The organism is Reyranella sp. (genome assembly GCF_965229815.1).
Classification (GTDB): Bacteria; Pseudomonadota; Alphaproteobacteria; order Reyranellales; family Reyranellaceae; genus Reyranella.
Genome location: NZ_CBDDJN010000006.1, coordinates 3,223,505 through 3,241,151 on the forward strand (window position 1 = coordinate 3,223,505; position 17,647 = coordinate 3,241,151).

At 68.8% G+C, this 17,647-nt stretch carries 16 protein-coding genes; 12 read left to right on the forward strand and 4 right to left on the reverse strand.

Features of this window, described 5'->3' with window-relative positions; genetic code table 11:
* Window positions 1–147 precede the first annotated feature (147 nt).
* The 3 genes from ACO073_RS26900 to ACO073_RS26910 all read left to right on the forward strand — a co-directional run bounded on the left by ACO073_RS26900 (window position 148) and on the right by ACO073_RS26910 (window position 4,789).
* Window positions 148–2,478, forward strand: coding sequence for a xanthine dehydrogenase family protein molybdopterin-binding subunit (locus ACO073_RS26900; RefSeq protein WP_422001908.1), 2,331 nt, complete (start codon window positions 148–150; stop codon window positions 2,476–2,478).
* 250 nt (window positions 2,479–2,728) lie between these two features.
* The gene (locus ACO073_RS26905) at window positions 2,729–3,436 is read left to right on the forward strand and encodes a C40 family peptidase (protein WP_422001910.1); all 708 of its coding nucleotides are present in this window, start codon (window positions 2,729–2,731) and stop codon (window positions 3,434–3,436) included.
* Between the two features lie 6 nt (window positions 3,437–3,442).
* A complete protein-coding gene (locus ACO073_RS26910) occupies window positions 3,443–4,789 on the forward strand; it encodes a bifunctional 3-(3-hydroxy-phenyl)propionate/3-hydroxycinnamic acid hydroxylase (protein WP_422002228.1) in 1,347 nt (448 codons plus the stop codon).
* A 3-nt stretch (window positions 4,790–4,792) separates the two neighbouring features.
* Here ACO073_RS26910 and ACO073_RS26915 read toward each other — a convergent pair whose 3' ends face one another.
* The 4 genes from ACO073_RS26915 to ACO073_RS26930 form a co-directional block, all read right to left on the reverse strand.
* Window positions 4,793–5,188 (reverse strand): Zn-ribbon domain-containing OB-fold protein, encoded by a 396-nt coding sequence (locus ACO073_RS26915; protein WP_422001912.1) that lies wholly within the window; start codon window positions 5,186–5,188, stop codon window positions 4,793–4,795.
* Window positions 5,189–5,191: 3 nt separating this feature from the next.
* A complete protein-coding gene (locus ACO073_RS26920) occupies window positions 5,192–6,364 on the reverse strand; it encodes a thiolase domain-containing protein (RefSeq protein ID WP_422001914.1) in 1,173 nt (390 codons plus the stop codon).
* Window positions 6,365–6,463: 99 nt separating this feature from the next.
* A complete protein-coding gene (locus ACO073_RS26925; RefSeq protein WP_422001915.1) occupies window positions 6,464–7,645 on the reverse strand; it encodes a hypothetical protein in 1,182 nt (393 codons plus the stop codon).
* 134 nt (window positions 7,646–7,779) lie between these two features.
* On the reverse strand, window positions 7,780–8,991 hold the full coding sequence (locus ACO073_RS26930) for an LLM class flavin-dependent oxidoreductase (RefSeq protein ID WP_422001917.1): 1,212 nt from the start codon (window positions 8,989–8,991) through the stop codon (window positions 7,780–7,782).
* Window positions 8,992–9,130: 139 nt separating this feature from the next.
* Between ACO073_RS26930 and ACO073_RS26935 the strand changes: the two genes are divergently transcribed.
* From ACO073_RS26935 to ACO073_RS26975, 9 genes are all read left to right on the forward strand, one after another.
* A complete protein-coding gene (locus ACO073_RS26935; protein WP_422001919.1) occupies window positions 9,131–10,237 on the forward strand; it encodes a CoA transferase in 1,107 nt (368 codons plus the stop codon).
* Window positions 10,234–11,358: a CaiB/BaiF CoA transferase family protein gene (locus ACO073_RS26940; protein WP_422001921.1), complete on the forward strand. Its 1,125-nt coding sequence runs from the start codon at window positions 10,234–10,236 to the stop codon at window positions 11,356–11,358. Before ACO073_RS26935 ends, ACO073_RS26940 begins: the two co-directional genes overlap by 4 nt.
* On the forward strand, window positions 11,358–12,323 hold the full coding sequence (locus ACO073_RS26945; RefSeq protein WP_422001923.1) for an NAD(P)H-dependent flavin oxidoreductase: 966 nt from the start codon (window positions 11,358–11,360) through the stop codon (window positions 12,321–12,323). The genes ACO073_RS26940 and ACO073_RS26945 overlap by 1 nt, the downstream gene beginning before the upstream one ends.
* A 164-nt stretch (window positions 12,324–12,487) precedes the next feature.
* Window positions 12,488–13,600 carry an S-(hydroxymethyl)glutathione dehydrogenase/class III alcohol dehydrogenase gene (locus ACO073_RS26950; RefSeq protein WP_422001925.1) on the forward strand — a complete coding sequence of 371 codons (1,113 nt, stop codon included), beginning with the start codon at window positions 12,488–12,490 and terminating at the stop codon, window positions 13,598–13,600.
* Window positions 13,601–13,608: 8 nt separating this feature from the next.
* Window positions 13,609–14,487: an MBL fold metallo-hydrolase gene (locus ACO073_RS26955; RefSeq protein ID WP_422001927.1), complete on the forward strand. Its 879-nt coding sequence runs from the start codon at window positions 13,609–13,611 to the stop codon at window positions 14,485–14,487.
* Window positions 14,484–15,320 carry an SMP-30/gluconolactonase/LRE family protein gene (locus ACO073_RS26960; RefSeq protein ID WP_422001929.1) on the forward strand — a complete coding sequence of 279 codons (837 nt, stop codon included), beginning with the start codon at window positions 14,484–14,486 and terminating at the stop codon, window positions 15,318–15,320. Before ACO073_RS26955 ends, ACO073_RS26960 begins: the two co-directional genes overlap by 4 nt.
* Before the next feature lie 14 nt (window positions 15,321–15,334).
* Window positions 15,335–16,150: an SDR family NAD(P)-dependent oxidoreductase gene (locus tag ACO073_RS26965; RefSeq protein ID WP_422001931.1), complete on the forward strand. Its 816-nt coding sequence runs from the start codon at window positions 15,335–15,337 to the stop codon at window positions 16,148–16,150.
* A gap of 93 nt (window positions 16,151–16,243) precedes the next feature.
* Window positions 16,244–16,798, forward strand: coding sequence for a carboxymuconolactone decarboxylase family protein (locus ACO073_RS26970; RefSeq protein ID WP_422001933.1), 555 nt, complete (start codon window positions 16,244–16,246; stop codon window positions 16,796–16,798).
* A 12-nt stretch (window positions 16,799–16,810) separates the two neighbouring features.
* A complete protein-coding gene (locus tag ACO073_RS26975) occupies window positions 16,811–17,611 on the forward strand; it encodes an SDR family NAD(P)-dependent oxidoreductase (RefSeq protein ID WP_422001935.1) in 801 nt (266 codons plus the stop codon).
* The last annotated feature ends 36 nt before the right edge of the window (window positions 17,612–17,647 follow it).

A 17,647-nucleotide genomic window follows, 5' to 3' on the forward strand; every position in this document is an offset into this window, starting at 1 on the left:
CATTCTTGGCACGGTCCCTGCGGGACTCCAGCGGATCGAGGCCGGGCAAACCGCGATACGAGACCTGCAGTGCAGGCTGGCGGCAGCCCCCGGCCGATACGATATGATGGGGACTTCTCCCCCAAACTCCTTTCGGACGGACCGCCCATGAACGCGCCAGTGGCCGCGAATGATCCCAGTTTGATGAAGTTCGGAATCGGCCAGCCGGTGCCGCGGCAGGAAGACCCGACGCTGCTGCGCGGCCAGGGCCGCTACAGCGACGACTTGAGCCTGCCCAACCAGGCCTGGTGCGTGATGGTGCGCAGCCAGGTGGCGCACGGCGTCATCAAGGGCATCGACACGGCGGAGGCGAAGACCATGCCCGGCGTGCTGGGCGTCTGGACCGGCGCCGACCTCGCCGACTACGGGCCACTCAAGACGCTGATCCCGGTGCCCAACCGCGACGGCTCGCCGATGAAGACGCCGGTCCGCCCGTCGCTGGCGAGCGACAAGGTCCGCTTCGTGGGCGACCCGGTGGCCTTCGTCGTCGCCGAGACCCTGTCGCAGGCCAAGGACGCGGCCGAGGCCGTGCTGGTCGACATCGAGCAGCTTCCGGCCGTGACCGACGCCCGCGCGGCCACCGAGCCCGGCGCGCCGACCGTGTTCGACGACGCGCCCGGCAACATCTGCCTCGACTATGCCTACGGCGACAGCGCCAAGGTCGCCGAGGCCTTCGCCCAGGCCGCGCATGTGACGCGGCTGCGGCTGGTCAGCAACCGCATCGTCGTCTGCGCCATGGAGCCGCGCTCGGCGCTGGCCGAGTACGACGCCGCGACCGACCGCTACACGCTGCGGGCCGGGAACCAGGGCGCGTTCGGCCTCAAGCACCAGATGGCCGACCTGCTGAAGATCAAGCCCGATCAGATGCGCATCCTGACCGGCAATGTCGGCGGCTCGTTCGGCATGAAGGGCTCGCCCTATCCCGAGTATGCCGGCCTGTTCCATGCCGCGAAGATCCTCGGCCGGCCGGTCAAGTGGACCGACGAGCGCTCGGGCTCGTTCCTCAGCGACCAGCATGGACGCGACCACGATTTCGACGCCGAGCTGGCGCTCGACAGGGACGGCCGCTTCCTGGCGGTCCGCCTCACCGGCTTCGCCAATGTCGGCGCCTATCTCGCCAATGTCGGGCCGCTGATGGGCTCGATGGGCGTCACCCGCAACCTCGCCGCCATCTACCGCACGCCCCTGATCGAGGTCGCGACCAAGGTGGCCTTCACCAACACCTCGCCGGTCGGCGCCTATCGCGGCGCCGGCCGTCCCGAGGCCAACTACTTCATGGAGCGGCTGATCGAGACCGCCGCGCGGGAGATGGGCATCGATCCGGTCGAGATGCGCCGCCGCAACCACATCAAGCCCGAGGAGATGCCGTTCAAGACGGCGTCGGGCACGACCTACGACAGCGGCGAGTTCACGGCGCTGCTCGACAAGGCCCTGGACGTGGCCGACGTCGCGGGCTTCGCGGCGCGCAAGGCCGAGAGCGCGGCGCGCGGCAAGCTGCGCGGGCTGGGCATCGGCGATTTCCTCGAGGTCACGGCGCCGCCGACCAAGGAGATGGGCGGCATCCGCTTCGAGCCCAACGGCGACGTCTCGATCATCACCGGCACGCTCGACTACGGCCAGGGACACTGGTCCGCGTTCGCCCAGGTGCTGACCGAGAAGCTCGGCGTGCCCTTCCACCGGATCAAGCTGATCCAGGGCGACAGCGACCTGCTGATCGCCGGCGGCGGCACCGGCGGCTCGAAGTCGATCATGGCGAGTGGTGCCGCGATCGTCGAAGCCTCCGACAAGGTGATCGACAAGGGCAAGCAGATCGCCGGCGTGGCACTCGAGGCCTCGGCAGCCGACATCGAGTTCGCGCTCGGCCGCTTCTCGATCGTCGGCACCGACCGCGGCATCGGCATCATGGAACTGGCCGAGAAGCTGCGCGGCGGCCTGAAGATGCCCGAGGGTGTGCCCGACACGCTCGACGTCAGCCATGTCCACGAGGCGGCACCGTCGGCCTTCCCCAACGGCGCGCACGTCGCCGAGGTCGAGATCGATCCCGATACCGGCTGGGTCGACGTCGTGAAATACACGATGGTCAGCGACTTCGGGACCGTCATCAATCCGCTGCTGGTCGAGGGCCAGAGCCACGGCGGCGTGGTGCAGGGCATCGGCCAGGCGCTGTTCGAGAACGTCGTCTACAGCGAGGACGGCCAGATCCTGACCGGCAGCTTCACCGACTACGCCATCCCGCGCGCCTCGGACACGCCGTCCTTCCAGATGGACTACCATTCGGTCCCGGCGAAGACGAACGTGCTGGGCGCCAAGGGCTGCGGCGAAGCGGGCTGCGCGGGCTCCCTGCCGTCAGTGATGAACGCCATCTCCGACGCGCTGGGCGGCAAGCACATCGACATGCCGGCCACGCCCGAGCGGGTCTGGGCGGCGCTGCGGGCCTGACCGGGGCCTGGCCGGGGGCCCGCTTCACCTACGTGCCTTCCGAAATGGAAATGTGGCCGGCGCTGTGCCGCGTCGGCCGCATTTCTGCAGGATTCACGCGAAGCGATGGCCAAATAGTGTGGAGAATCAAGGCGTAGGCGCCCGAATCTATTGTGGCAAATATGCAACATTTGTTGGACTAGGACGTCTCCCTCCGCCACAATGCGCTTGGCCGCTCGGCCATTGTGTTGGTTCCAAGGGGGAGAAGCTGATGGCGTTGGGAAGCGGGCGCCATGCCCGATCGAGCCTGCGGGTCTTCCTCCAGGCCTCCGTCCGCCCCGTCCTGGTCCTGGCCGCCGTGGGCCTGCTGGGGGTGACGACGGCTCCGCCGTCCGCCCTGGCCCAGGTCAAGGCACCGGCCAAGTCCAAGCTGAAACCCCACGCCAAGGCCACCTCCCGCGCCGCGCCCAAGGCCGACCCGACCGACAACATCGCCAACGAGCTCAACGCCAAGTGGCTGCGCGAGAACGGCGCCTTCTCCGGCTTCAAGCAGGCAGAGCCCGCCCCCGTCCCGGCATCGTTCGCCAGCCCGGCCGTCGCCAGCGATTGGGGCGATCGCCTCGTCACGCGCGCCATGAAGTATCTCGGCACGCCCTATCGCTATGGCGGCACCACGCCGAGCGGCTTCGACTGCAGCGGCTTCGTCTACTACCTCTACGGCGCCGTCTTCGGACAGACGATCCCGCGCATGCCGCACGACATGGCGGCCGAGGGCATGCCTGTCGCCCGCAACGATCTCAAGCGCGGCGACCTCGTCTTCTTCGGCCATCGCGGCCGGTTCACCCATGTCGGCATCTATGCCGGCAACGGCGAGTTCGTGCATGCCACGCATCGCGGCTCGCCCCTCCAGGTCTCGCTCCTCGACTCCGACTACTACCGCCAGCACTACATGACGGCGGTGCGGCTTTCCCCGCGGTAGCGGCATCTGACAGCTGACGTCGCCATCGTCGGCTGCGGACCGGTCGGCGCGCTTCTGGCCAACCTGCTGGGCCAGGCCGGCCTTTCCGTCGACATCTTCGACCGCGAACGCGAGATCCATCCGCTGCCGCGCGCCGTGCATTTCGACGGCGAGGTGATGCGCATCTTCCAGAATGCGGGGCTCGCCGGGCAGATCGCCCCGGTCGTGCGGTCCTCGTCGCGCGGCATGCACTTCGTCAATGGCGAGGGCCAGACGCTCATGGTCCGACGCGGCATCGACGGGCCGGGCCCGCACGGCTGGGCGGGCAACTGGTATTTCCACCAGCCCGTCCTCGAAGGCGTGCTGCGCGAGGGCCTGCGGCGCTTTGCCAACGTCCGCATCCATCTGGGCCACGAGGTCTGCTCCGTCGACGACGTCGACGCCCGCTACGTCGTCGGCTGCGACGGTGCGCGCTCGATGGTGCGCCAGGCGATCGGCAGCAATCACCGCGATCTGGGCCTGCACCAGCCCTGGCTGGTGGTCGACCTCCTGTGCGATCCGGCAAGCCCCCGCGTGCAGGCGCTGCCCGATTACACGATCCAGCTCTGCGACCCGGCCCGGCCGATGACGGTCGTCAATGTCGGCGGCGGCCGGCGGCGCTGGGAGATCATGCTGATGCCGGGTGACGACACCGCGCGCCTCACCGAGCCCGGCATCTTCTGGCCGATGATGGCGCGCTGGCTCGACCCCGACGATGCGCGGCTCGAGCGCGCCGCGGTCTACACCTTCCATTCGGTGGTGCAGGAGGGCTGGCGCCGTGGCCGCCTGCTGCTGGCGGGCGATGCCTGCCACCAGACGCCGCCGTTTCTCGGCCAGGGCATGTGCGCGGGCCTGCGCGACGCCGCCAACCTCGCCTGGAAGCTGGCGGCGGTCGTGCGCGGCGAGGCGCCGGACACGCTGCTCGACACCTACGAGAGCGAGCGCCTGCCGCACGTGCGCACCTTCATCGAGCTCGCCGTGAAGCTGGGCGGCGTGCTTCAGGAGACCGATCCGGCCGCCGCCGCCGCGCGCGACCGGCGCTTCGCGGCAGGCGCGGAGATCTTCGACTTCCCCCAGCCGCAGCTCGGCCCGGGCTGCCGCCTCGACGGGCCGCCGCCGGTCGGCACCATCTTCCCCCAGCCGCTTCTGGCCGACGGCCGCCTGATGGACGAGGCGATCGGCCAGCGTTTCGCGATCGTGGGGGATGCCCCCGGCCTGGCGAGGCTCAGGCCCGACGCCATCCGGCTGCCCGGGGTGGGCGGCGACTGGCTCGCGCAGCATGGCCTGCGGGGCGCCCTGCTGCGCCCCGACCGCTACATCTACGCGGTATCCTGACCGTCAGGCCGGCGTGAACATCGGCAGCGGCGGGCCGCCGTCGGTCGCCTTGAAGACCACCTTCACCGGCTGCTCGCACTTCAGCTTGTCGAAGTCGCAGTCGACGATGTTGGTCACCATGCGCGGCCCCTCGGCCAGCGTGACGTAGGCCATGGCGTAGGGCACCGGCGCGCGGCGCATCACGCTGTAGGAATAGATCGTCCCCTTGCCCGACGCCTCGATCCACTCGGTCTTGTCGCTGAAGCAGAAGGGGCAGATCGTGCGCGGATAGTGGTGCGCCTCGCCGCAGCTCGTGCACTTGCGGACCAGCAGCTTGCCCTCGCCCGCGGCCTTCCAGTAGGCCTCGGTCTCCTGGCTGATGGCCGGCGCCGGCAGCTTGCGCTCTTTGGTCTCGGCCATGGTCTACTCCCTCTCCAGAATGACGGTGGCGCTGCCGTGGCGCAGGCCGAGCGAGCCGCCGGTGCCGTGCGCCAGCGCGAGATCGCAGTTCTTCACCTGCACCTTGGGATGGGCCTCGCCGCGCAGCTGGCGGACCGCCTCCAGCACCTTGGTGAGTCCGCCGCGGTTGCCCGGATGGTTGCTGCAGAGGCCGCCACCGTCGGTGTTGAACGGCAGCTTGCCGGTGCCCGAGATCAGGTTGCCGTCGGCCACCAGCTTGCCGCCCTTGCCCTTCTCGGCGAAGCCCAGGTCCTCGAGCTGCATCAGCACGGTGATGGTGAAGCTGTCGTAGATCGACACGTACTTCATGTCGGAGGGCTTCACGCCCGCCTCGGCGAAGGCCGCCGCGCCGGTGAAGCGCGCGCCCGAGTAGGTCAGGTCGACCTTGCCGCCCATCTGGGTCTTCACGAACTCCGAGGCGCCCAGCAGCTTGATCTTGGGCCGCTTGAGCTTGGCCGCGATCTCGGGCGCCACGACGACGATGGCGCCGCCGCCGTCGGTGATGACGCAGCAGTCCAGCCGGTGCAGCGGATCGGAGATCATCGGCGAATTGACGACGTCCTCGACCGTGACCACGTCCTTCAGCAGCGCATGCTCGTTGTACTGCGCATGGTGCGAGGCCGCGACCTTGATCCAGGCGAGCTGCTCGGCGGTGGTGCCGAACTCGTGCATGTGGCGCATGGCGCACATGGCGTACATGTTCACGACCGTCGGTCCGTAGGGGAACTCGAAGGGCTCGTCCGGCGTCGGCGTGCCGCCGCGGCTGCGCGGCACCGTGCCGGTGGCCATGCCCTCGGCGCGCGGCCGGCCGGCCAGGGTGATCAGCGCGACCTTGCACTTGCCGGCGGCGATCGCCTCGGCGGCGTGGCCGACATGCAGGACGTACGAAGAGCCGCCGGTGTCGGTCGAATCGACGTGCCGGGGCTTCAGCCCCATGTACTCGACCATCGACATCGGGCCGAGGCCGGGCGCGTCGCCGGCGCAGAAATAGCCGTCGACATCGTCCTTGGTCAGCCCGGCATCCTCTAGCGCGCCCTTCGCCACCTGGGCGTGGATCTGCGCCAGCGAGATGTCCTTGGCGAGCCGTGTCGGATGCTCGTAGATGCCGGCAATATAGGCCTTGCCCTTGATGCTCATCGGCAGGCTGTCTCCTTTTCCATGCTGCACCGCATCGTGGGCGATAAGGTCCTCACGGAAAAGCGAGAACTTCCGCCCTGTAGAACCCTGCATGCCTCACTAGGGTCGCCCTTCGGATCGCCTGACAGAGACGGGCCGGCCGCCGAACGCCGCGGTGAGCATCTGCCTCAAGCCCTGGGACAGCTCGTTCTGACGCGCCGTGAATGCCGGCGACGCCGAGGTAAGGACTGTCTCCACAGCGATGCCGTCTTTCAGAGGATGGGTCGAGATGCGAGCGACCAATGCCAGCTCGGCGGCGCTGACGGGCGGCGGCTGAACGAACCGTTGAAACTTCGGAGTCAGTCGCTCCCGCCTGAAGCCTGACCCCAGGAGAAAGTTCTCGATGAGGGTTTCGGCACGCTGCGCCTCGTCCGCCTGCGCTGTCTCGATTTGCACGGTGCTATAGGTGAATGAGAGGTGGGGCGGTGTGGTGCTGAATGCCACCGTAGGGAAGCGCCTGCGCAATGCGGACTGAATCACGGTATCGATCGCGTCGACCCACTCCTTGCGAGCGGCGTCTTCGGGCTTTGGCTGCTCGGGCAGGTAGATATGGATATTGTAATAGATCAGCCTGCGTGATGAATCGTAACTGACCTCCAGGTCTCCCCGTCCGAGCACAACGATTCCCCCCAAGCCGCCGACATACGACCTGCCGACGTCGAGGGCGGTGCACCTGCTGCATTCGAGCGAGTATTGAGCCGCCACCTGGTCGAACAGGGCGACCAGCTCGCCTTCGACCCCCGGGTCGTGATCCACGGGGGGAAGTTCCACGGTACGGCTAGGTCCGTATGGGTGCAGGCCTGCGAACTGTACGCCGCTCGCCGTGAATGCAAGGAGGCAGACGCTTGCGGTGCAACAGACGAAGAACTTGCTGGACTGAACCAACGGCAGCCGGTCGGCCGTCCGACACACCAGCCCGACGACCGGCAAGGCGATGAGGTCGCTCCAGTCGACCGTCCGGCCGAGGCCGAGCGACGAGACGGCGTTGGCCGAGTCGATCACGCCCTGCGACCACGGCGATTTCCAGAACACGAAGAGAATGCAGACCGACGCTCCAACAATGCGCGCCTGCCGCGGCCAAAGCGCCAGCAGGAAAATCGTGGAGGCCGCCAGCCCGGCGAAATCCGAAAGCTTGCCCGTCATCCAGTCGTGTAGGGCGGGCTTCAGCACGAAGTCGTTGAGCACCAGCAGCGCGACAAGCGCGACCAGCACGGGAGACCTGAGCAGATCGAAGCGCTTCATGGCGGGGCCCCGGAGCGGCGTTTCGAGACAGGGCCCGTCTTCACGCAAATGCGAGAACGTGCGCCCCGTGAAAGCATGCTCGTGCCGAGGAGCCTGACTGGAGCGCGGACCTAGAGATCCGCGCTCCGGCAGCTTCATTCCGCCACGTCGCGCGCGCCCACGGTGCGCGAGCGGAACTCCTCCGGCACGTCGCGGCCCACGTCGGTGAAGGCCTTCTTCACCGCGGCGACCGTCGGGCCGAACACGGCCTTGCGGTTCTCGCGCGACCAGGCGTTGGAGCCGATGATCGTGTCGAGCGAGCCCTGGAAGCGCGGCATGACGTAGCGCGCGAACAGCTCGTAGGAGCGCATCGTCTGCTCGCGCGTCGCCCATTCGTGGGCGCGGAACAGGACGCCGCCGAAGCCGCCCTGGGAGTAGCCCAGCAGCTTCTCGATGCCCTTGGCCACGGTGTCCGGCGTGCCGACCAGGGTCGTGCCGTTCTTGACGCCGTCGCGCAGCGGCTCGTCGGAGCGGCCGGGCGGCCGGCCGAGCGTGTCCTCGAAATAGGTGACGGTCTCGCAGCGCTCGCCGGCATGGACCTCGCGCAGCGCCTGCTCGTCGTCCTCGGCGAGATGCGCGTTGACCACGATGCGCCACTTCGAACGGTCGGCCTTGTGGCCGTGCTTGGCCGCGGTGTCCTCGTAGATCGCCCACTGCTTGGCCATCGCCTCGGGCCCGCCCGGCAGGCCGGCGCCGATCGACAGGACGCCCAGCCCGTGCTTGCCGGCTGCGATCATGCCCGAGGGCGTGATGGTGCTGGCGCAGGCGATCGGGAAATGCGGGTAGCTGTAGGGCGCGAGATGGAGCCTCGCCTCCTTGAGCTCGAACCAGTCGGTCTTCATCGTGACCGGCTCCTCGCACTTCAGGAGCTGCATGATGGCGCTGAGCGACTGCTCCATGCGGTCGCGCTGGGTCGAGGGCTCGATGCCCATCATGTAGGCGTCCGACGGCAGCGCGCCCGGGCCGCAGCCCAGCATGGTGCGCCCGCGCGACATGTGGTCAAGCTGCACGAAGCGGTTCGCGACCATCAGGGGATGGTGGTAGGGCAGGCTGGTGACGCCCGAGCCCAGCCGGATGAAGCGCGTGCGCTCGACGGCGGCGCCGATGAACACTTCCGGCGAGGCGATGGTCTCCCAGCCGGCCGAGTGATGCTCGCCGATCCAGGCCTCGTCGAAGCCCAGCTCGTCCAGCCACTCGATCAGCTCCATGTCGCGGGCCATGGCCAGCGTCGGATTCTCGCCCAGCCGATGGAACGGGGCGAGGAAGATGCCGAACTGCAGCCCCTTGTGATTGCCGGTCTGTGCCATGTGAAGCCTCCGTATGCCGCGACGCAGGGCCCGTCCGGCCAGCGGAAAGCCGCGGCCAGGATACGCCCTGCAGAACGCCAACCGCTGTAGCACGCGGCCGGCGTTGACCGAAGCTGCGGCTTGCGCCGATCATCGTCCGATGACCGATCCCGTCCTGCCGCTGCAGCGCTTCACCGTCGTCGAGGTGAACGACGCCGGCGTGCCGCTCTGCCTGCGGCTCGCGACCTCCCTGGCGGCCAAGATCGCGGCCGATCTCGGCGCCGACGTCGTCAAGGTCGAGCCGCCCGGCGGCGACCCGGTGCGCCGGGCGGCGCCCCTGCTGCCCTCCGGCGCCAGCGCGCTGTTCCATTTCCTCAACACCTCCAAGCGCTCGCTCGTCCTCGACCTCGCCGCCGATGGCGGCCGGGCCCGCCTCGCGCAGCTGCTCGAGCGCGCCGACGCCTGCCTGTTCGAGGAGCCCGCCGCGGTCGCGCCGCTGGCCCGCGCCAGCCGGGCGACGCCGGTCGAGATCGCCGCCTTCCCCGTCGAGATGGATGCCGCTTCCCGGCCGGTCAGCGAGCTCGCCATCCAGGCGCTCGGCGGTCTGATGCACATGATCGGCGAGCCCGAGCGCAAGCCGCTCAAGCTCGGCGGCCACCAAGCCTCCTACGCCGCCGGCCTCACCGCCTTCACCGGCCTCGCCGCCGCGCTCGCCGCCCGCGATGCCGGCCAGGCGGCGCCTCCGGTGCGCGTGTCGCTGGCCGAGGTGATGCAGTGGGTGAACTGGAAGGCGGCGTCGGGCGCGGCCGCCACCGGCACCTCGCCGGGCCGCGAGGGCAAGCGCTCCGAGTTCCAGGTTCTGCCCTGCCGCGACGGCCATGTGGCGGTGGTCTACACCGTCACCCAGTGGCCGGCGACGCGGGCGCTGATCGGCGATCCCCGGCTCGACGATCCGAAGTTCAACACCCGCGCCGGGCGGCGCACGCATATCGACGAGCTCTACGCCGTCATCGCGCCGTGGTTCGCCGACAGGACGCGCGCCGAGATCCAGAAGACGGCCCAGGCCAAGGGCGTGCCGTTCGGCCCGATCTTCACGCCCGCCGAGCTGCTGGCGACCGAGCAGTATGTCGCCCGCGGCTTCCTCGCCGAGATGGCGCATCCCGAGATCGGCAAGGTGCTGGTGCCGCAGCTGCCCGTTCAATGGAACGGCCGCTCGTTCGCGCCGCGCCCGGCGCCCTCCCTCGATCGCGCGGAGCTCGCGGCATGACGGGTCCCCTCGCCGGCGTCCGCGTCCTCGACTTCGGCCTGCTGACCGCGGGCGCCAACACCTCGGCCATGCTGGCCGATCTCGGCGCCGACGTGATCAAGATCGAATCGGGCGCCTATCTCGATCCGTTCCGCGTCGTCGGCAAGATGGACAATGACGCGGGATGGTGGAACCGCTCGCCGCAGTTCCGCTTCACCAACCGCAACAAGCGCGGCCTGGCGCTCAACCTCAAGGATCCGGAGGGCCAGCGCGTGATCCGCGAGCTGGCCGCGCACTGCGACGTGGTGGTCGAGAACTTCCGCCGCGGCGTGCTCGATCGCGCCGGGCTGGGTTACGCCGCGCTCCAGTCCGTGAACCCGCGCATCGTCTTCGCCGCCATCTCCAGCCAGGGCGACACCGGGCCGGAGCGCATGAACGTGTCGTTCGGCAGCACGCTCGACGCCACCTCGGGCATCGCCTCCCTCACCGGCTACGAGGGCGAGGAGCCGCGCATCTCCGGCATGGACGTGAACTATCCCGACCAGATCGTGTCGCTGTTCGCCACCGGCATCGTGATCGCGGCCGTCATGGAGGCGCGCCGCAGCGGCAAGGGCGCCTTCCTCGACTTCTCCCAGCGCGAGGTCGCCTCCTTCACGGTCGGCGAGGAAATCCTCGCCGCCTCCGCCGATCCGGGCCATCGCCTGGCGCCGCGCGGCAACGCGGAGGCCGGAATCGCCCGACAGGACGCCTGGCGCTGCCGGGACGGAAGGTGGATCGCCGCCACCCTCGACCGGCAGGACGACTCCATCGCCGGCCTGTGCGCCGGCCTCGACGCGGCCGAGGCGGTCGCGGCGCTGCTGGCGCGCGGCATCGCTGCGGCGCCGTGCAACGACGGCAACGACCTCCTGGCCGATCCCCGGCTCGCCGGCGTCACGCTGGTGCGCGACGAGCAGGGCGGCCTGGTGAAGGGCCTTCCCTATCGCCTCGACGGGCGCGGCATCACCATCGAGCGTGCCGCGCCCGACCTCGGCCAGCACACCGAGGAGGTGCTGCGCGAGCTGCTGGGCTACGACGCGGCCGCGCTCGAGAAGCTCGATGCGTCGGGGGTCACCTCGACGACGCCAACCGTGGGAGACGTGTGATGCCGCGTGCCGAGGTGCAGAAGCTCGTGGAGCGCATGGCGATCCCCGCCATCGCGGCGCCGATGTTCCTGGTCTCCAATCCCGCGCTGGCGCTGGCCTGCTGCGCCGAGGGCGTCATGGGCAGCTTTCCCGCCCACGGCACGCGCAGCCGGGAGGAATTCCAGGGCTGGCTGGACGAGATGCAGGACGGCACGAAGCGGCTGGAGGATGCCGGCAGGAAGCCGGCGCCGTGGGCCGTCAACCTGGTCGTCCATGCCTCCAACCCGCGCTATGCCGGCGATCTCGAGCTGGTCGAGAAGTACCGGGTGCCGGTGGTGCTGACCTCCAAGGGCGCGCCAGGCGACGCCATCAAGCGCATCCACGGCTGGGGCGCCGTGGCGCTGCACGACATCGCCAACCGCCGCCACGCCGAGAAGGCGCTGGAGGCGGGCGTCGACGGCGTGATCGCCGTCGCCGGCGGCGCCGGCGGCCATACCGGCACCATCAACCCCTTCGCGCTGATGAACGAGGTCCGCCAGCTCGGCGACCACTTCGCGGTCGTGCTGGCCGGCGGGCAGACGACCGGCCGCGACGTGCTGGCGGCCGAGGCGATGGGCGCCGACCTCGCCTATATCGGCACGCGCTTCATCGCCACGCGCGAGGCGATGGCGGCGGCTTCGCACAAGGACATGATCCTGCAGACCCGCGCCACCGACGTCTTCCTCACCGCCTCGATCGACGGCGCGCCGGCCAACTGGCTGACGCCGAGCCTGCTCGCCGCCGGCATCGACCTCGACGTGCTGCGCACCACCCTTCCCGGCAAGGTCGTGTCGGCACACGAGAACAAGAAGCGCTGGAAGGACATCTATACGGCCGGCCACGGCGTCGGGAACATCGAGGACATTCCGACGGCCGCCGATCTCTGCCGGCGGCTGGTCGCGCAGTACCAGGACGCCCGCAAGGACTTCCAGCGGCTAAGGGCATAGGTCGTCCTGAGCGGAGCGAAGGACCTCATCGCCGCTTGCTACCGGTATGGGATCCTTCGCTGCGCTCAGGATGACATCAAGCTTTTCGCTTCGCGCAACGAGTCCGGTGGCATCGCCGCCTCCCCTGCTCTAGGCTTCGCCCCTCAGATTTCCGGGGGCACAGCGTGAAGACAAAGGCAGCCGTCTGCTTCGAGGCCGGCAAGAACCTCGAGATCGAGGAAGTCGATCTCGAAGGACCCAAGTTCGGCGAGGTGCTGGTCGAGATCAAGGCGTCGGGCGTCTGCCATACCGACGAGTTCACGCGCTCGGGCGGCGATCCCGAAGGCCTGTTCCCGGTGATCTTCGGCCATGAAGGCGCGGGCGTCGTGGTCGATGTCGGGCCGGGCATCGTGTCGCTGAAGAAGGGCGACCACGTGATCCCGCTCTACACGCCGGAATGCCGCCAGTGCAAATCCTGCCTCTCGGGCAAGACCAACCTCTGCACCGCCATCCGCTCGACCCAGGGCCAGGGCGTGATGCCCGACGGCACGTCGCGCTTCTCGCTCAAGGGCAAGAAGGTCCATCACTACATGGGCTGCTCGACCTTCTCGAACTACACGGTGCTGCCCGAGATCGCGCTGGCCAAGATCCGGCCCGACGCGCCGTTCGACAAGGTCTGCTACATCGGCTGCGGCGTGACGACCGGCATCGGCGCGGTGATCAACACCGCCAAGGTCGAGCCCGGCGCCAACGTGGTCGTGTTCGGCCTGGGCGGCATCGGCCTGAACGTGCTTCAGGGCGCGCGCATGGTGGGCGCCAACATGATCGTCGGCGTCGACCTCAATCCCGACCGCGAGGCGCTGGGCCGCAAGTTCGGCATGACCCACTTCGTCAACCCGGCGATGCTGGGGGACAAGGACCTCGTCGCCCATCTGGTCGAGCTGACCGACGGCGGCGCCGACTACAGCTTCGAATGCGTCGGCAACACCAAGCTGATGCGCCAGGCGCTGGAATGCTGCCATCGCGGCTGGGGCAAGTCGGTGATCATCGGCGTCGCCGGCGCCGGCCAGGAGATCTCGACCCGGCCGTTCCAGCTCGTCACCGGCCGGCAGTGGATGGGCACGGCCTTCGGCGGTGCCAAGGGGCGGCGCGACGTTCCGAAGATCGTCGACTGGTACATGGACAAGAAGATCGACATCGATTCGCTCATCACGCACGTGATGCCGGTCGAGAAGATCAACGACGCCTTCGACCTGATGCACAAGGGACAGTCGATCCGCAGCGTCGTCACGTTCTAGGGGGAAGCATGCGCAGGATCGGCGACGCGACGATCGACAAGGTCGAGGAGATCAACGGGCCGGGCTTCGCCGCCCGGCGGATGTTCCCGCGCTTCGATCAGCAGGCCTTCGATGCCCAGAAGGGCTGGATGAAGCCGGATCACGTCGCGGGCGAGAAGGACCAGCTCGTGATGAGCATCCACAGCTGGATCGTCCGGACGCCTCGCCACACGATCCTGATCGACACCTGCCTCGGCAACCACAAGCAGCGCGCCAACCCCGGCTGGAACAATCTCGATACGCCCTTCCTCGATCGCCTGAGAGCCTGCGGCTGCCCGCCCGAATCAGTCGACTTCGTGATGTGCACGCACCTGCACGTCGACCATGTCGGCTGGAACACGAAGCTCGAGAACGGACGCTGGGTGCCGACCTTCCCCAACGCCCGCTACCTGTTCGGCAAGCGCGAGTACGCGCACTGGGAGAACGAGCGCAAGACACAGGATGCCGCCAGCGTGAACGGCGGCTCGTTCGACGATTCGGTGCTGCCCGTCGTCGAGGCCGGCAAGGCGGTGATGATCGACAGCGACCACCAGCCCGACCCGATGCTCACCATCAGGGACTATCCCGGCCACACGCCCGGCTCGATCGCCATCAACCTCAGCGACGGCGGCCGCCGGGCCACCTTCTCGGGCGACATCATGCATCACCCGATCCAGGTCTATCATCCCGACTGGTCGAGCCAGTTCTGCTGGGACCAGGACCTGTCGGCACGCTCGCGCCGCAAGCTGCTCGAGGACTGCGCCGAGAGCGGAGCCCTGCTCTGCCCGGCCCATTTCGGCGGCACCAATGCCGGCTACATCCGCCCGCAGGGCGACGCCTTCGCCATCGACTGGGACGCTGGGGCGTGAGGCTCACGCCCCTGCTCGACGGGCTTGGCTTCGGCGAGGGTCCGCGCTGGCGCGACGGCAGGCTGTGGTTCTCCGACTTCCGCTTCCGGCACGTCCGGACGGTCGACGAGACGGGCCGGACCGAGATCGTCGTCGAGATGCAGGATGCGCCATCGGGACTGGGCTGGCGGCCCGACGGCACGATGCTGATCGTCAGCATGGCCGAGCGCCGCCTGATGCGCTTCGCCGGCGGCGCCCTCTCGGTCGAGGCCGAGCTCGGTGCTCTGGCCGGCGGCAAGTGCAACGACATGGCGGTCGACGCAAGCGGCCGCGCCTATGTCGGGAACTTCGGCTACGATTTCGAGGCTCGCGCCGAGCCGCGCACGACCTGCCTGATCCGCGTCGATCCCGACGGGTCGGTGCATCGCGCGGCCGACGGGCTGATGTTCCCCAACGGCACGGCGATCACCCCCGATGGCGCCACGCTGGTCGTGGCCGAGACCTTCGGCCATCGCCTGACCGCCTTCGACGTGGCGGCCGACGGCAGCCTGTCCAACCGCCGCACCTGGGCCGCCCTCGAAGGCTGCAGCCCGGACGGCATCTGCCTCGACGCCGAGGGGGCGATCTGGGTCGCCGATCCGCGCGGCCGCCGCGTGCTGCGGGTCCGCGAAGGCGGCGAGATCACCCACAGCGCCGACCTCGCGCCGCGCGGCGCCTACGCCTGCATGCTGGGCGGGGCCGACCGCCGGACCTTGTTCGTGGTCACAAACAGTGTCGGCGGGACGGCGAACGCCGAGCCCGTCGGCCGCATCGAGACGGTGCGCGTGGACGTGCCGGGCGCGGGACTGCCCTAGAGGGGGGGACGAAAATGAAGGGACCAGAAGACGACGCCGGCCTGGCCGGCAAGGTCGCCATCGTTTCGGGCGGCGGTGCCGCCGGCGACGGTATCGGCAACGGCCGCGCCGCGGCCATCCTGCTGGCGCGGGCCGGTACCAAGGTCGTGGTGGCCGACCTCGACCTCGCGCTCGCCGACCGCACGGTCTCGATGATCAAGGCGGAAGGCGGCACCGCGGTCAGCCACGCCGGCGACATGACCAAGGAGGCCGAATGCAAGCGCCTGGTCGACGCCGCGGTCGACCACTGGGGGCGCCTCGACTTCCTCGACAACAATATCGGCATCGGCAGCCGCGGCAGCGTCGTCGAGGAGAAGCCCGAGGAGTTCCGCCGCGTCATGCAGGTCAACGTCGAGACGATGTTCCTGCTGTCCAAGCACGCCATCCCGGCGATGATCAAGACCGCCAAGGGCGGGTCGATCGTCAACATCTCGTCGATCTCGGCGCTGCGGCCGCGCGGCCTCACGACCTACACCGCTTCCAAGGCCGCGGTGATCGGGCTTACCCAGGCGATGGCGGTCGACCATGGTCGCGACCATATCCGGGTCAACTGCATCTGCCCCGGCCCGATGTACACGCCGATGGTCAACCGCGGCAACGGCATGAGCGAGGCCGCGCGCGCCCAGCGCGCCGGCGCCTCGGTCCTGAAGATCGAGGGCACCGGCTGGGACATCGGCCATGCCGTGCGCTTCCTGCTGTCCAACCACGCCCGCTACATCACCGGCCACGTGCTGGTGGTCGACGGCGGCGTCACCCTGCAAGGCCCGGCGCGCGACTCCGAAGGTCACTAGCCGGGGACGCGCCACTCCAGTGGCGCGATCAAGAATCAAGAGAAGACGCGCCACTGGAGTGGCGCGCCCCCAGCAAAGAGGAGAACGCAAAGAATGGCCCGCCTGCCCTATCTCGAGCCCGACCAGGTCGCGCCCGAGTATCGCGACATGCTGAAGCGCAACACCAACCTGCACAAGCTGCTGGTCAACTCGCCCGACATGGCGAAGGCGTTCAACGGCATGGGCAACTTCATCCGCCACAAGAGCAAGCTCGATCCGCGCCTGCGCGAGCTCGCCATCCTGCAGGTCGGCTGGATGGAGCGCTCGGAGTACGAGTTCACCCATCACGTCAAGATCGGCAAGGAGTTTGGCGTCACCGACGAGGACATCAAGGGCCTGTTCGCCGAGACCGAGGGCAAGCCCTCCAGCCTGGAGCCGCTCGCCAAGGCGATCCTCAAGGGCGCCCGCGAGATGGTGCGCGACATCGGCATGTCGGAGGCGACCTTCGCCGAGATCAAGCAGCATCTCAGCAACGAGCACATGACCGACCTCGTGCTCACCATCGCCTTCTACTGCGCCGTGGTGCGCGTGCTCGCCACCATGAAGATCGACAACGAGCCCTACTACAAGGAAGTGCTGCAGCAGTACCCCATTCCGGGCGTGAGCTGAGGAGGAAACGCCATGCGCCTCAAGGACAAGGTCGCCATCGTCGTCGGTGCCGGGCAGAGCCCCGGCGAGGGCGTCGGCAATGGCCGCGCCACCGCCCTCACCTTCGCCCGCGAGGGCGCCAGGGTCCTGTGCGTCGACTACAATCTCGGCAGCGCCGAGGAGACGGTCGACATGATCGAGAAGGGCCAGGGCACCGCCGCCCCCTTCGAGGCCGACGTGACGAAGGAGTCCGACATCAAGGCCTTCGTCGCCGACGCCGTGAAGCGCTGGGGCCGCGTCGACATCCTGCACAACAATGTCGGCGTCTCGATCTCCGGCGGTGACGCCGAGCTGCTCGACATCACCGAGGAAAACTTCGACCGCTGCGTCGCGATCAATCTCAAGAGCTGCATCCTCGCCTGCAAGGCGGTGATCCCGATCATGCGCGAGCAGAAGAGCGGCGCCATCGTCAACATCTCCTCGATGGCCGTGATCACCACCTATCCCTATGTCGCCTACAAGGCGACCAAGTCGGCGATGGTGTCGTTCACCGAGCAGCTCGCCTACCAGAACGCCAAGTATGGCATCCGCGCCAACGTCATCCTGCCCGGCCTGATGAACACGCCGATGGCGGTCGACACGCGGGCGCGCGAGTTCAACAAGCCGCGCGCCACGGTCGAGGCGGAGCGCGATTCCAAGGTCCCGCTGCGCGGCAAGATGGGCACCGGCTGGGACGTCGCCAATGCCGCGCTGTTCCTGGCATCGGACGAGGCCAACTTCATCACCGGCGTCACCCTGCCGGTCGACGGCGGAGCGAGCGTGAACCGCGGCTGAGGCACGATCCTTGCCTCGCCCCAGCCCGCGGGCAGG

What these genes read in the sequence shown, in the direction of transcription:
- ACO073_RS26930 (WP_422001917.1), bottom strand. Translation starts at nt 8,991, where the DNA reads ATGGCACAGACCGGCAATCACAAGGGGCTGCAGTTCGGCATCTTCCTC.
- ACO073_RS26945 (WP_422001923.1), top strand. Translation starts at nt 11,358, where the DNA reads ATGCCGCGTGCCGAGGTGCAGAAGCTCGTGGAGCGCATGGCGATCCCC.
- ACO073_RS26955 (WP_422001927.1), top strand. Translation starts at nt 13,609, where the DNA reads ATGCGCAGGATCGGCGACGCGACGATCGACAAGGTCGAGGAGATCAAC.
- ACO073_RS26965 (WP_422001931.1), top strand. Translation starts at nt 15,335, where the DNA reads ATGAAGGGACCAGAAGACGACGCCGGCCTGGCCGGCAAGGTCGCCATC.
- ACO073_RS26970 (WP_422001933.1), top strand. Translation starts at nt 16,244, where the DNA reads ATGGCCCGCCTGCCCTATCTCGAGCCCGACCAGGTCGCGCCCGAGTAT.
- ACO073_RS26935 (WP_422001919.1), top strand. Translation starts at nt 9,131, where the DNA reads ATGACCGATCCCGTCCTGCCGCTGCAGCGCTTCACCGTCGTCGAGGTG.
- ACO073_RS26940 (WP_422001921.1), top strand. Translation starts at nt 10,234, where the DNA reads ATGACGGGTCCCCTCGCCGGCGTCCGCGTCCTCGACTTCGGCCTGCTG.
- ACO073_RS26920 (WP_422001914.1), bottom strand. Translation starts at nt 6,364, where the DNA reads ATGAGCATCAAGGGCAAGGCCTATATTGCCGGCATCTACGAGCATCCG.
- ACO073_RS26915 (WP_422001912.1), bottom strand. Translation starts at nt 5,188, where the DNA reads ATGGCCGAGACCAAAGAGCGCAAGCTGCCGGCGCCGGCCATCAGCCAG.
- ACO073_RS26925 (WP_422001915.1), bottom strand. Translation starts at nt 7,645, where the DNA reads ATGAAGCGCTTCGATCTGCTCAGGTCTCCCGTGCTGGTCGCGCTTGTC.
- ACO073_RS26975 (WP_422001935.1), top strand. Translation starts at nt 16,811, where the DNA reads ATGCGCCTCAAGGACAAGGTCGCCATCGTCGTCGGTGCCGGGCAGAGC.
- ACO073_RS26905 (WP_422001910.1), top strand. Translation starts at nt 2,729, where the DNA reads ATGGCGTTGGGAAGCGGGCGCCATGCCCGATCGAGCCTGCGGGTCTTC.
- ACO073_RS26900 (WP_422001908.1), top strand. Translation starts at nt 148, where the DNA reads ATGAACGCGCCAGTGGCCGCGAATGATCCCAGTTTGATGAAGTTCGGA.